The organism is Segniliparus rotundus DSM 44985 (assembly GCF_000092825.1).
GTDB classification, from domain to species: domain Bacteria; phylum Actinomycetota; class Actinomycetes; order Mycobacteriales; family Mycobacteriaceae; genus Segniliparus; species Segniliparus rotundus.
Map to the genome: position 1 here is coordinate 1,676,516 of NC_014168.1, position 13,256 is coordinate 1,689,771.

The following is a 13,256-nucleotide window of genomic DNA, read 5'->3' on the forward strand; positions in this document are numbered from 1 at the left end:
CCAGTTAGGCTGAGCGGACCCGCTCGACCAGCTGCGAAAGCAACTGCAACGCCAGGTCTCGGTCGTCGTCTTCGCGCCATGAGGCCGAGACGAACACGCCGCGAAGCTGGCCGAAAACGACGACCGCCCGTTCGTCGACTTCGCTCTCCTGGTCGCTGCCAGCGATGCGCACGCTGCCCTGGGTCCGCTGCTCGTAGGAGACGATCTGATCGATGTCGAGATCCGGGGAGTCCTGCGCGGCGATGGACACATTCTCCTCGCCATCGACCCCTCCGAAACTGGGCGGGGTGCGGTACTGCCCGCACCGGGCTATCCAGTCTTTGACCTGTTGCGTGTGGCCTTGCTCGGCGGTCTGTTTGCCTATGGCGAGGCGGATCGTGCGCTTGGCCGCGTCGCTTGAAGCCAAGGAGGCGGTCACCGCGCTCGCTCGGAAACCCTGAGGGTTGCCGACCGAGCAGCCGACAGGATCTGTCTGCGGCAGCGTGCGCTCGCCCAACCCCGGTGCGGCGGCGGAGTCCGCGGGGCTGGGGGCCACAAATGTGTCCTCTGGGAAATCGCCCTGCGCGGGCAAGAGCGCGAACAGGTCGCCGTCCGAGCGTCTGGCGAGGTCCCCGTACTCGTCGCGCGTGCTCGAAACCGGTGCGGCAGTCCGGCCCGCGCTGGAAGGGGGGCCCAACTCCCCCGCTGTCGCGGGCCGCTCGCATCCGCCAATCACCAGCACCCCGGCGATCACTGCGCTCAGCCGCGAAAACATCCCCCGATATGTCATGGCTCACTCCTCGGCAAGGTCATCGGGGCATCCCGGTCGCGGAACTATTCTATGCCCTCGGAGGATCTGCGGCACGGGCGCGGCGGTATCGGGCGCAGGGTTTTCATTGTGCGCAGGGTTCAGAGACCTGGGCCCGCAACTCGGCGTCGACCGCCTCGCCGCCGGCGTTGCGCGGCAGCGCGATCCAGCTGGACCTCGAGCAGCCCGCGCTCGCCCAGCACCGAGGAGATCACGCAGACCAGAGAAACGAACGTCACCAAGAGCCACGGCGCGGGCCGCCGCCCTTGCGGCCGCCTTTGTCCCCGCGCTGTTCGAAGCCGCCGCGCTGATCGGAGCCGCCGCGCTGATCCCTGCGGCCAGAGAAGTCACGCCGCCCCGCGGCGAACCCTTCCGAACGGCCGCCGAAGCCGCCCGAGCTCCTTTTTGCGAAGCCCGGTTTGCGGCCGCCCTGGAAGTCCCGGCCCTGCGAGCCCCTCCCTTCGCGCGATCCCCGGTCGTCGCCGTCTCTGTGGTTCCAGCGTTGTCCGCCCCGATCCTGCTTGGGCCCCTTGCGCTGCTGGGACTCGTCCGGGTCGTCGCTGAGCAGGAACTCTTCCCCGCTGCGGGTCTGCGCGGCGAGCGCGGCCGCGATATCGGCCATCGGCACGTCGTTCTCGCGCTCGTAGTCTTCGACCAGCCTTCGGAATTGCTCCACCCCCGGCAAAGCCAGCGCCTCGGTGATCGAGTCGCGGAACTTCGCGATCCGGCCAGCGTTCACATCCGCGACGGTCGGCAAGGGGGCCTCGGTGAGCGCCTGGCGGGTCGCCCGTTCGATCGCCCCGATCATGGAGCGCTCGCGAGGAGTGACGAACAGGTACGAGACCCCGGCGCGGCCCGCCCGGCCGGTCCGGCCGATGCGGTGGACGTAGGACTCCGTGTCATGGGGCACGTCGTAGTTGAAGACGTGGGTGATGCGCTCGACGTCGAGCCCTCGGGCGGCGACGTCGGTGGCGACCAAGATGTCGATCTTGCCCGCGCGCAGGGCGGACACAGTCCGCTCGCGCGCGGCCTGGGCGATGTCGCCGTTGAGCGGACGGGCCGCGAAGCCGCGCGCGCGCAACCGCTCGGCGATGTCTTCGGTCGCCTGTTTGGTCCGGACGAACACGATCATCGCCGAGAACTGCTCGACTTCCAAAATCCGGGTCAACAGGTCGAGCTTGCGGTGATGGGCGACCAGCGTGTAGCGCTGCTCGATGTTCTCCGACGTCGTCGTCGCGGCTTTGACGGTCACCTCGACGGGGTCGCGCAGGTATGTTTTGGAGATCTTGCGGATCGCGCCCGGCATCGTCGCGGAGAAGAGCGCCACCTGCTTGTCCTGCGAAGCCGAGGCGAGCACACGCTCCACGTCTTCTTGAAAGCCCATCTTGAGCATCTCGTCGGCCTCGTCGAGCACAAGGAACTTCAAATCGCCGAGTTTGAGCGTGCCGCGTTCGAGGTGGTCCACCACGCGACCAGGGGTGCCGACGATCACCTGGGAGCCTCGGGCCAACGCCTGCAGCTGCACCGGGTACGAGCCGCCGCCGTAGACGCACACCACCGACACCTGCGGCAGTTTCGACGCGTAGCGGCCAAAAGCCTCCGCGACCTGGAGCGCGAGTTCGCGGGTCGGCGCGAGGACAAGGGCCTGGGGCCGCCGCAGCTTCGGGTCGATCCGAGAGAGGACCGGCAGCGCGAACGCAGCTGTCTTGCCGGTTCCGGTGGCCGCGAGGCCGACGACGTCCTGGCCGTTGAGCAAGGCGGGAATAGTCTTGGCTTGAATTGGCGAGGGCGTCTCGTAGCCGACTTCTTGCACCGCTTTGAGCACCGACGGGTGCAGTTCGAGGTCGGCGAAGGTGGTGTCTGCCGAAGATTCTGAGTTCACTGGGCAGGAGTCTACCGGGGCGACGCCGCTTTCGCATAACGCATGAGGAATGATCGCGCTATGGCAACACTTCGGCAATGGGCGCAAGGGGCGCGCCCGCGCACCTTCCCCAACGCTCTCGCCCCGGTGCTGCTCGGCTCGGCCGCGGCGGCGGCCGACGGGGGCGGCGGTTTCCTCTGGTGGAAAGCGCTCGCCGCGCTCATTGTCGCCCTCGGCTTCGTCATCGGGGTGAACTACGCGAACGACTACTCCGACGGAATCCGAGGCACGGACGACGAACGGATCGGCCCGATGCGCCTCGTGGGGTCGAAGGCCGCGGCTCCGGGGGCGGTCCTGCGGGCGGCGGTCGCGAGTTTCGCGGCCGCAGTCGTCGCGGGTCTGGTGCTGGCCGCGACAAGCAGCTGGTGGCTCGTCGTCCTCGGGGCGGGTTGCCTCGCCCTGGCCTGGTTTTACACCGGCGGAACGAATCCGTACGGCTACAAAGGCTACGGCGAAGTCGCCGTGTTTCTCTGCTTCGGCCTCGCCGCGGTGCTCGGCTCCGAACTCTCTCAAACGGGCCGGATCAGCGCGAGCGGCGCGCTGTGCGCCGTCGGCGCCGGGTCCTTCTCCGCCGCGGTGCTCGCCGTGAACAATCTGCGCGACATCGACGGGGACCGGGCGAGCGGCAAACGCACGCTCGCCGTCCGCCTTGGCGAGCCCCGGGCCCGTTTGCTCTATCTCGCGTTGGCCGCAGCCCCTTTCCTCATCACGCTCGGCCTCGCCGTGATCCACCCGTGGACGCTGCTCTCCCTGCTCGCGGCGCTCATACTCGTCAAACCGGCGAGCGAGGTGCGCCACGGCGCGCGCGGGCAGGCGCTCATCGGGGCTCTGGGCGCCACGGGCGCTGCCATGCTGGCCTGGGCCGCGCTGACCGCCGCTGCCCTGTGCCTGTTCGAGAGAGGTCTGCTCTAGCGAGGTCTGCGCGGCGCTCGTTTCGCGACACATGCGCACGATGCAAATCTTCATGCGCTAGCCTGCACCCATGTCTGATTTGAAGCCTTTTTACGAGGATGTGCAGTCCCACTACGACCTCTCGAACGACTTCTTCGCATTGTTCCTCGACCCGACACGCACCTACAGCTGCGCGTATTTCGAGCGCCAGGACATGACGCTGGAAGAGGCGCAAATCGCGAAAATCGACCTCGCGCTCGGAAAATTGGGCCTCAAGCCCGGCATGACCCTCCTGGACATCGGCTGCGGCTGGGGCACAGTGCTCAAGCGCGCGCTCACCAAATACGACGTCAACGTCATCGGCCTCACCCTCAGCAAAAACCAGCATGAGCACGTCCAGGACGAACTGGCGAAACTCCCCAATCCGAACGGGCGCACGGCGGAAGTGCGCCTGCAAGGCTGGGAGGAGTTCGACCAGCCTGTCGACCGCATCGTCTCCATCGGGGCATTCGAGCACTTCCGGCGCGAACGCCACACCGAGTTCTTCGAACGGACCCACCGTCTGCTCCCCGAGGACGGGCGCATGCTCCTGCACACCATCGTCTCCTTCGACTTCTACGAACTCGCCGCGAAGGGCATCAACCCCACATCCCAGCGCATGCGCTTCGGCCTGTTCATCGCGAAAGAGATCTTCCCCGGCGGCCAGCTGCCGAACCCGAAGAAAGTCAAAGAACTCGCCGGCGAGGCCGGTTACACGCTCGAGCGCGAGCACTCGTTGAACATCAACTACGCGCGCACGCTCGACCACTGGTCGTGGGCCTTGGCCGAAAAGAAGGACCAGGCTGTCGCGATCAGCGGCCAAAAAATGTACGACACCTACATGCGGTATCTCACTGGGTGCGCCGTCGGGTTCTGGGAAGGCAGCATCGACGTCGTCCAGTTCACTCTTGTGAAGTAGTTCCGCGTTCGTCAGCTCGCGCCGCATCGGTTTTTTCACCTGCGAGCTGGGCGCGCAAGGCCGCGCGCTCGGAACGGCGCCGCCCGTCCGCCTGGGCCATTGCAGCCCCGATGTTCACATTGAACTGCTTGAACAGAAGCCAGGAGAGCGGCATGGAGGCGACCCCGGCGAAGAGCAGCGCGACGACAACAGGCACATGCACGCCCATGAGCCGCCCGACGCCCCAGACGAGCGCGGCGACAACCGCCAAGAGCCCGAAGCGCATCGCCATGTACCCGGCGACGCTCGCGACGAAACGACCTCGGCCAGAGGGGGGAGGCGCTGGGGCGGAATCCGACATGGCGTCCAGGGTAGCCGAAGCCGGGCCGCCAAAGCGAACAACGGGTGAACGGGCTATTCTGGACCCATGGCCTACCTCATAGCCGCGTTGGCGATCCTCGTGGTTGTGGTGTTGCTTTGGCGGGCGCGACCAGTGCGGGCGCACCGAGTTCTCGCCCCGGACGACGACCCCGACTTCCTCTTGGATCTGCGCAACAAAATCGAACGCGAACGGGAGTGAAGCGGGCCAGCGCGCACTGGCCCGCTGCGGGCGAAACCCGTTCCAACAAACCCAGTCAGACCGACCCGGTCCAGGCGGACCCGGTTCCGACAGATTTCAGCTCAGGCCTGTGTAGCTGTGCAGGCCGGACTGCACGAGGTTCACGTAGAACAAGTTGAAGACCAACATCGCGAAACCGACGATGTTGATGATGGCCGCTCGGTGCTCTTTCCAACCGGCGGTCGCCCTCGCGTGCAAGTACGCCGCGTAGATCACCCACACCACGAACGAGACGGTTTCCTTCGGGTCCCAGCCCCAGAACCGGCCCCATGCGGACTCCGCCCAGATCGCGCCGCAGATGACCCCGATTCCGAACAGGGGGAACGCGAAGACCGCCGATTGGTAGGCGACGCGGTCGAGGATTTCCCCCTTCGGCAGACGCGAGCCCCACGCGCTGCTGTGGAATCGCTCACGAGCCAAGTACAGCGCGCTCGCGACCCCGGAGACGAGGAACACCCCGGTCGCGGTGGAGATGATGGAGACGTGGATGGCGAGCCAATACGACTTCAGCGCGGGCACCACTGGCGCGGTCGGCGTGTACAGCCATTTCCCGGCGATGTACAGGAGCACGACCGCGGGCCCTAACGCGAAGACAAGGCTGCGTCTGGTCGCGTCCGAGCGAAGGAGGATCATCGCCGCCAGCAGCGCCGCCGCCGTCGCGAGGGTGATGTACTCGAACATGTTCCCCCACGGCGGCCTGCCCGCCGCGAAACCGCGCAGCAAGAGGACCGAAACCTGGCATGCCCAGCCGAGCATCATCGCGGCGAACCCCGCCCGCCCGGCCCGCTCCCCCGCGGTCCGCGAATGCCCCGCCCCCGGCATGGTCATCACAGCGGGCTTTTGCGGCGCGCCGGCCGTGACGAGCTCTTTCTCGGCCGGTTGCTCCCGCACGGCTCGGGCCCATTCGAAGAGCAACGCGACGAAGGCGACCACATAGCAGGTCAGGGCGGCGCCGAAGGCGACTCCCGCGTAGCCTGCCAGCGTTTCGTTCACCGGCATCGCGCGCTCCTTGTCATAACGAGCCAGACTACCGTATCGCGTTGTCAGAAGACCTGTTCGATGCGGCAAGCCCCATCCCGCTCCTGCGGTTCTCAGGGTTCGTCAAACGTCGGCGCCGCACGCCCGGCGACAGAGCACCTCACGCGGTTTCTGCGCCCAGTTTCTGCCTGACGCGGGCGGCAAGTTTGTCGAATTCCCCGTGCCAACCGGCCTGATCGGTGCGCGCCAGGCCGCCGAGCTCCAGCTCGGCGGCCTCGAACCGGGCCCAGACCCGGCGTCGGCGCACCACGAGCGAGCCGAGCAAACCGCACACCATCGTCACCGCGAACAGCAACACCCAGAGCTGCGCCGGGTCCTTCGAGACTTGCAACGACACCCACTGCTGCACGCCGTCGAACCGCACGATGACCCCGTCCGGCAATGTGACCGACTCGCCCCGCATGAGATTCTTGCGCGCTGCGCGCACGAGCTTGCCCGAATCGACCAATCTGTGGTCCAGCGACGTCGCCGACTGCGGACGGCCGGAGTTCAGACCTGTGTCGCCTTCGTACACGTCAATCGCCACCCCCGGATTGACCAGCTCCGGTGACAGCGAGGTCAACAGCGTCCCGTGCAGCCCGGCGGTGGGCGCGAACAGCCCTTCGAGGGCGACGGCGTGCTTGTCCCGCTCGCCGAGGTCCGGCCACATGCCGGCGGGCGGGTCGAACCGCGCCGCGCCGCTGGAGAGGAACGTGGCGCCGTCTTGGGGGATGAACGGCACCGTCTCGGTGCGGCTCTTGCCCGGGCCGCCGTCGGGCCAGGTGACCGTGAATGTCGGCGCGAAGCCGTGGCCCATCAGGTAGACCCGCAACCCCTCCACACGCAGCGGATGGTTCACCCGGAGCTGGTATCCGTGCCAGCTGTCGCTCGCGAAGTCCGCCGGGAGCTGGTACGCGATCTGGGATTCGTAGTTGTCCGGCTGGCCGCTCGCCAGGAACGTCTCGTGGAAGCTTTTCGCCTGGAGGCAGAAAGGGTCCAGGCGGGTGCCGTCTTCGAGCAAACCTCCCCGGAAAGAGTCATAGACCGAGGTAGAAGTATTGCAGAAGCCTGTTGTGCCGGGCCCGGCGATCAATGTCCGGGTTCCCTCGTAGCCCCACAGCCTGCCGAGCGCGATGGCGACGAGAATCCCGAGGAGGGCGAAATGGAAGAGCACGTTGCCGAACTCGTGGACGAAGCCCCGCTCCGCGGAAAGCTCCCAGCCGCGCTCTGTGTCGTGGACCTCTGTTCGCCAACCGCGCAGCACTGCCTTCACCTGCGCCTTGGCCAGCTCTGAGTCCGCGGCCCGCAACCGGGCGTGATGCGGCAGGCGGGAGAGGTTGCGCGGCGTCCTCGTCAACGGCGCGCGCAGCTGCTTGCACTGCTCGACCAGGCGCGGGGCGAGACACCCCACCAAAGAGACGAACAGCAAGGCGTAGATCGCGGTGAACCAGGGCGAGATGAAGATCTCGAAGAATTTGAGCTTGTCCAGCCACGGGCCGATGTCAGGATGGTCCTCGATCCAGCGGTCGACCTTGCCGATGTTCAGGTCTTTCTGCGGCAAGACCGCCCCCGGCACTGCCGCGACGGCAAGCAGGAACAGCAGGACGAGAGCAGTCCGCATGCTGGTCAAAGCGCGCCAGCTGTTGCGGAGAAAGGCGAGCGCGATCATATCGGTGAGATGTACTCCCCGCCTGTGGCCGAGCGGAGCCAACCGACGACGCAGCCCCATTGCCCGGTCGCGAGCAGAACCCCGATGAGGGCCATCGCCGCCGCCCCGGCGATCCGCACTCCGCGCGCGTGCTCGCGCAGCCAGCCCGTGGCGTCGGCCATCGTGGCGGAGCCGACCGCCACAAGGAGGAACGGCGCCCCGAGGCCGAGGCAGTACGCGAGGACCAGCCCCGCGCCTCTGGCGGCGTCCACGCCGTCGGTCGCGAGCGCGGAAGACACCACCGCGCCCAACGTCGGACCGACGCACGGAGTCCAGCCGAGAGCGAAAACAGCGCCGAGGAGCGGCGCGCCGCCGAGGTGCGCCACCGGGCGCGGCGCGAGACGGGCCTCCCGGTTCAAGATCGGCGGCCACCCGAGGAAGGCCAAGGCAAGCACGATCGTCACCACGCCCCCGATGCGCGAGAGCGTCTCCCGGTGGGTGACGAACGTGTCGGCCAGGCCGAAGACCAGGGCCGTTTCCAGCAGAAAGACCACGGTGAAGCCGAGGACGAACAGCGCGGCCCCGAGCACAGCTTTCGTCCGGGCCCCCGCCCCGCGCGGACCGGCCTCGTCAACGCTCACCCCGACCAAACCCGCGAGATAGGAGACATAGCCGGGGACCAGCGGCAAGACGCAGGGCGAGGCGAACGAGGCCGCACCCGCGAGGGCGCACGCGCCCAAGGCCAACAGGATCGGCCCCGAGGCGGCCGCCTGCTCGAATGCGGCGCCGACGCTCATTCGGCGAGCACCTTGTCCAGCACCGGTTCGAGCGACGTCTGGCTCACCGCGCCGATGTGCACGAAGGCGACCGCGTGCGTCCGGTCGAGCACGACCGTGGTGGGGACAGCGCTCGTGGACACATGCGCGGAGAGGCCGAGCAGGGAGCGCCCGGACGGATCGTAGATCGACGGGTAGGACACGCCGCGGTCGAGCACGTAGTCCTTCGCGGCGTCGCGGGAGTCCTCCCGCAAATCGACCCCGAGGAACGCCACGCCTCGGTCTTTGCTCGCCTGGTACGTGGACTCAAGGGCGGGCGTTTCACCGCGGCATGGTCCGCACCAACTCCCCCAGGTGTTGATGACCACGGCTTTCCCGGCGAACTGCGGGTCGTCGAGCGAGATGCGCTTGTCGGTGAGCAGGTCGGGCCCCGCCACCGGCCCGGTGAGGGCCGGTCTGTGGCCTGGGTCGTACCAGTGCTCGGGTTTGCCGTCCGGGGAGAAGATCCCGTTCGGCGAGGGCTGGCGCACCACGCACGCCGTGCTGGTCAACGCGAGGAGCGCGCAGCCGAGCGCGACGAGCGGTTGTCTCATATCCCTGCGCTGGGCTCGCTGTATTTGATCTGCGCCACCGTGTCGCCCTCGTAGACGATCGTGGTCAGCGACGCGAGGTCGCATTCGCGTTTGCGCGGGTCGTGGAAGAAGCTTTTGCCCTCGTAGTGGCGGCGCAGCGTGTACACCGGCAGCTGATGGCTCACGATCACCGCCTCGTGGCCCCGCACGCTGTCGCGCACGGAAGTCGCCACGCGGACCATGCGGTCGCGGATCTCGGTGTACGGCTCGCCCCAAGACGGCCGGAGGGGGTTGCGCAGCTTCCACCAATGCTGCGGCTTGAGCAGCACTCCTTTGCCTTCGGCGAATTTGGTGCCTTCGAAGATGTTGCCCGCCTCGATGAGGTCGTCCTCGGTCTCGATGGGAATGCCCAACGCCTCGGCGATGGGCTTCGCGGTCTCCTGCGCGCGCTGCAGCGGGGACACCACCAGGCGCCGCACGTCCCGGCCGGCGAGGTGCTCGGCCACCTTTTTCGCCTGCCGCTGGCCGCGCTCGGAGAGGGAGAAACCTGGCAAGCGCCCATAGAGCACGCCCGTCGGGTTGTGCACCTCGCCGTGGCGCATCACATGGACGATCGTGCGGACGTTCTGCTCGCCGCCGGTCTGGGTGCTCATCTCGTCTCCTCTGATCCTCTAGCCCTAGGCAGTCTAAAGGGCGCCAAGCTTGTTGACGACATCGGTGAACCTTGTCCGGCATTGCCGTCAGACCCCTGCGGTGTTCCCGCCGCACAGGCTGAGCCCACATATTTCAGATCTGGGGCATCTTTCAGATCTGGGGCGTCGGCCTCTTCTGCGGGGAAAGAGCCGTTCCCCGTGGACGGGCTCATCGCCGCGCTGTCGGCGGCGCGTCGGGCACTGCTTGGGCAGCGGCGCGCGCTGCGGCGGGCACAGCGCGCGCGAACACCTCGAACGCCTCATCGGTGAGAGAAGTCGACACGAACCACGCCTCGTACGCGCTCGGCGGCAAATGCACCCCGTGGTCGAGCATCGTGTGGAAAAAGGCCGGGTAACGCCAAGTCTGCGTGGCCCGGACCGTGTCGAAGTCTGTCGGCGGGGCTTCGGCGAAAAACACCGAGAAGAGGTTTCCCGCCCTGCCGATCGCGACCGGCAGTCCCACAGCGGCGAACTCTTTTTCGACCAAGCCGACGATCGTCTGCGCGGCAGCGTCCAACCGCGTGTAGGCGGCCTCGTCGGCGAGGCGGAGCGACGCGAGACCGGCAGCTGTGGCGAGCGGGTTGCCCGCGAGCGTGCCCGCCTGGTAGACGGGGCCGGCTGGGGCCAGCTGCGCCATGATCTCAGCGCGTCCGCCGAACGCCGCCGCGGGCACGCCGCCGCCCATGACCTTGCCGAATGTCACAAGGTCCGCCGCGACGCCGCCAAGGCCGAACCAGCCTGCCCTGCTGACTCGGAAACCGGTCATCACCTCGTCGGAGATGAGGAGGGCGCCGCTGGCGCGGGGGGTTTCTGCCAGCGCGCGCTGGAACTCTGGCTTCGGGGCGAGAACGCCCATGTTGCCGGGGGCGGCTTCGGTGATCACAGCCGCGATCTCGTCGCCGTGTTGCGCGAAAAGCTCCGTGAGCGCCTGCGCGTCGTTGTACGGGAGGACGACCGTGTCGGCGGCAGAACCAGGGGTCACCCCTGGGGAGGACGGGGCGCCGAAGGTCAACGCCCCGGAGCCCGCGGCGACCAGCAGCGCGTCGGAATGCCCGTGGTAGCAGCCCGCGAACTTGACGATCTTGGCGCGGCCGGTGTGGGCGCGGGCGAGGCGGATCGCGCTCATCGTGGCCTCGGTGCCAGAGGTCACAAGGCGCAGTTGCTCCGCGCCCGAGCCGTGGACGCGGGCGATGATCTCCTCGGCGAGAGCGGCTTCGGCCTCGGTGGGCGCGCCGAACGAGAGGCCCCTCCCGGCGGCCAGCGCCACATCGGCCAGAATCTCCGGGTGCGCGTGCCCGTGCAACATCGCGCCCCAGGAACACACGAGGTCGAGGTAGCGGTTTCCGTCCACATCGGTCAACCACGGGCCTTGGGCTTTGGCAATGAAACGGGGGGTGCCGCCGACTGCGCCGAAGGCCCGCACGGGCGAACTCACCCCGCCGGGGATGACCCGGACCGCTCGCGCATAGGCTTGCTGCGAGGCTGCGACGGCGGCTGGCTCAAAATCGGTGGGCACAGCAGCAACAGTAACGCAGCGGCGTGCGCGAAGGCTCCGTCGTCCCGTGTGAGGTTCCCCGAGAAGAACGAGGCGCCCGCGCTTTCCCGGCCCAATCCCCTGCGGACGAGCCGGTTTCCCCCGCGCGGGAAGCCGGTCAGTTCTCGCGGGGGATGAAACCGTTCGCTTTGGCGGTCTCCACGTTCTTCAGATGCTCCTCATACGTGTCGCTGAACAAAGTCGTGCCCTTCTCGTCCACAGTCACGAAGAACATCCAATCCCCGTCAGCGGGTTTGAGCATCGCTTTGACCGCCGCGTAGCTCGGCGAGCAAATCGGGGACGGGGTGAGGCCCGGACGGATGTACGTGTTCCACAGCGTCGGGTTCTTCCTGTCCTGATCGCTCGTCCCGACCTCCTGCTTGTCGAGCACGTAGTTGATCGTGGAGTCGAACTGCAACGGCTGGTCGGCGGCGAGCCGGTTGAGCATCACGCGCGCGACTTTCGGCAGATCCTCGGGGAAGACGACTTCCCGCTCGATGAGCGACGCTCCGATCAGCGTCTGATACGGCGTCCAGCCCAAAGCCTTCGCGCTGTCGAGCAGGCCGAGCGCCCGGTACTGCGCCGCCGTGCTCGTGATCAGGAAATGCAGGATCGTCAAGGGGTCGGACTGCGGGTTGAAGTTCATATCGCCGACAATCAGGCCTTCCAGGCGGCGGTCGCGAGGCACGCCCTCCGGGAATCCCGCGACGCCCTCCTTCGCCCAATCCGGCACTCCGAGCTCTTCGAGCGTCGCGTTCTGCGCCGTGGCGCGCAGATCGTCAGCCGAAACGCAATGCTCCTGGCCGTTCAATGTCACGCAGCTCGCCTCGGCGATGATGTCGTAGATGGCAGGAGTGCGCTGCCCTGTCGTCGTGATCGTCCCGTCCAAGGCGCGGGAGCCGGGGACGCTCAGATAGCCGACGACGTCTTTCTTGCCCTTCTCGGTGAGCTTTGCGAGGGCAAGCGCGGCGGGGATCTTGGTCGGCAGCACATAGTAGCCCGGATTGATCGAGGTCAGCCCGGCGTCCAGGAACGCCTCTTTGCTTTTGACCACGTTCTGCGCGACAAGATGCTCGCCGATCAGCGCGTTGCCCTCGCCCTCGGCGACGTGGAACACGAGCTCCGGGCCTGCGGGGCCGGTGAAGTCCGGCGGGGCGGGCTTCGAGGCTCCGCCGCCGCCCCACCAGAAGAACACCAGGCCCGCGGTGAGCAGCAACGCGCCGACCAGAAGGAGCACAGCGGCCACGCGGCGGCGGCGCAAAATCTCCGGGGAGCGGTCGCGCATGGCGCGGGTGCCGCGCTGCGCGGGCAGTTTCGGCGACCCGACCACCTCCGGCAGAGCCCTTCTCCTGCCGGAGCCTCCTGGCCGAATCGGATCGATCATGCTCTGCCCTCTCTCTCGTCGCGCGCACGGTCCTTGCCGTCGAGCCATCCTTGCAGAATCGCGGTCGCGGCCAACTGATCCACCACGCCGCGTTGCCCTTTCCGAACGAGACGCTTGCCACTGACGCCTGCTTCGCGAAGCTGGCGGTGCGCCAACAGGGTCGTGACCCGCTCGTCGACGAGGCGCACCGGCACCGGGGCGATCACCTCGCCCAATCGGCGGACGAACTCCTCCGCGGTGCGGGCCGCCGTGGCGGCTTCGCCTTTCAAATTCCTCGGCCAACCAACGACGACCAGGGCGATCCGGTGCTCCCGCACCACTTCGGCCAGAGCGGCGAGATCCTCTGCCAACGCCAGCTTCGGCGGCTTGCCCGTGGCGCGCTCCAGGGCCGCGAACGGCGCGGCGAACACTGCGTCCGGATCGGATATCGCCAAACCGATCCGCGCCTGGCCGAGATCGATCCCCAGCCGAGGGCCGC

The 13,256-nt window shown here is 67.7% G+C and carries 14 protein-coding genes; 3 read left to right on the forward strand and 11 right to left on the reverse strand.

Annotation, left to right across the window (positions count from 1 at the left end; translation table 11 throughout):
- Positions 1-4 precede the first annotated feature (4 nt).
- On the reverse strand, positions 5-769 hold the full coding sequence (locus SROT_RS08435; protein ID WP_013138599.1) for a hypothetical protein: 765 nt from the start codon (positions 767-769) through the stop codon (positions 5-7).
- A 253-nt stretch (positions 770-1,022) separates the two neighbouring features.
- Entirely contained in the window at positions 1,023-2,669 is a 1,647-nt protein-coding gene (locus SROT_RS08440) for a DEAD/DEAH box helicase (RefSeq protein ID WP_013138600.1), read from the reverse strand.
- A gap of 60 nt (positions 2,670-2,729) precedes the next feature.
- Between SROT_RS08440 and SROT_RS08445 the strand changes: the two genes are divergently transcribed.
- Positions 2,730-3,620: a 1,4-dihydroxy-2-naphthoate polyprenyltransferase gene (locus SROT_RS08445; protein ID WP_013138601.1), complete on the forward strand. Its 891-nt coding sequence runs from the start codon at positions 2,730-2,732 to the stop codon at positions 3,618-3,620.
- 70 nt (positions 3,621-3,690) lie between these two features.
- Positions 3,691-4,557 carry a cyclopropane mycolic acid synthase family methyltransferase gene (locus tag SROT_RS08450; RefSeq protein WP_013138602.1) on the forward strand — a complete coding sequence of 289 codons (867 nt, stop codon included), beginning with the start codon at positions 3,691-3,693 and terminating at the stop codon, positions 4,555-4,557.
- Here SROT_RS08450 and SROT_RS08455 read toward each other — a convergent pair.
- Positions 4,541-4,897 (reverse strand): DUF4229 domain-containing protein, encoded by a 357-nt coding sequence (locus SROT_RS08455; protein WP_049773334.1) that lies wholly within the window; start codon positions 4,895-4,897, stop codon positions 4,541-4,543. The two genes, SROT_RS08450 and SROT_RS08455, sit on opposite strands and share 17 nt — an antisense overlap.
- 66 nt (positions 4,898-4,963) lie before the next feature.
- Between SROT_RS08455 and SROT_RS16765 the strand changes: the two genes are divergently transcribed.
- On the forward strand, positions 4,964-5,116 hold the full coding sequence (locus SROT_RS16765; protein WP_187288022.1) for a hypothetical protein: 153 nt from the start codon (positions 4,964-4,966) through the stop codon (positions 5,114-5,116).
- 96 nt (positions 5,117-5,212) lie between these two features.
- On the opposite strand, the gene ccsB is transcribed toward SROT_RS16765, so the two are convergent.
- The 8 genes from ccsB to ruvX form a co-directional block, all read right to left on the reverse strand.
- Positions 5,213-6,154 carry a c-type cytochrome biogenesis protein CcsB gene (gene ccsB / locus SROT_RS08460; protein ID WP_013138604.1) on the reverse strand — a complete coding sequence of 314 codons (942 nt, stop codon included), beginning with the start codon at positions 6,152-6,154 and terminating at the stop codon, positions 5,213-5,215.
- 139 nt (positions 6,155-6,293) lie between these two features.
- Positions 6,294-7,841: a cytochrome c biogenesis protein ResB gene (gene resB, locus SROT_RS08465; RefSeq protein WP_013138605.1), complete on the reverse strand. Its 1,548-nt coding sequence runs from the start codon at positions 7,839-7,841 to the stop codon at positions 6,294-6,296.
- Positions 7,838-8,617: a cytochrome c biogenesis CcdA family protein gene (locus tag SROT_RS08470; protein WP_013138606.1), complete on the reverse strand. Its 780-nt coding sequence runs from the start codon at positions 8,615-8,617 to the stop codon at positions 7,838-7,840. Before SROT_RS08470 ends, resB begins: the two co-directional genes overlap by 4 nt.
- Entirely contained in the window at positions 8,614-9,189 is a 576-nt protein-coding gene (locus tag SROT_RS08475) for a TlpA disulfide reductase family protein (RefSeq protein WP_013138607.1), read from the reverse strand. The genes SROT_RS08470 and SROT_RS08475 overlap by 4 nt, the downstream gene beginning before the upstream one ends.
- Complete coding sequence (locus tag SROT_RS08480) at positions 9,186-9,821, reverse strand: histidine phosphatase family protein (protein WP_013138608.1); 636 nt, start codon at positions 9,819-9,821, stop codon at positions 9,186-9,188. Before SROT_RS08480 ends, SROT_RS08475 begins: the two co-directional genes overlap by 4 nt.
- A 208-nt stretch (positions 9,822-10,029) precedes the next feature.
- Positions 10,030-11,376 carry a glutamate-1-semialdehyde 2,1-aminomutase gene (hemL, locus tag SROT_RS08485; RefSeq protein WP_013138609.1) on the reverse strand — a complete coding sequence of 449 codons (1,347 nt, stop codon included), beginning with the start codon at positions 11,374-11,376 and terminating at the stop codon, positions 10,030-10,032.
- A 136-nt stretch (positions 11,377-11,512) separates the two neighbouring features.
- Complete coding sequence (locus SROT_RS08490; RefSeq protein ID WP_013138610.1) at positions 11,513-12,778, reverse strand: endolytic transglycosylase MltG; 1,266 nt, start codon at positions 12,776-12,778, stop codon at positions 11,513-11,515.
- Entirely contained in the window at positions 12,775-13,245 is a 471-nt protein-coding gene (ruvX, locus tag SROT_RS08495; RefSeq protein ID WP_281042355.1) for a Holliday junction resolvase RuvX, read from the reverse strand. Before ruvX ends, SROT_RS08490 begins: the two co-directional genes overlap by 4 nt.
- Positions 13,246-13,256: the final 11 nt, after the last annotated feature.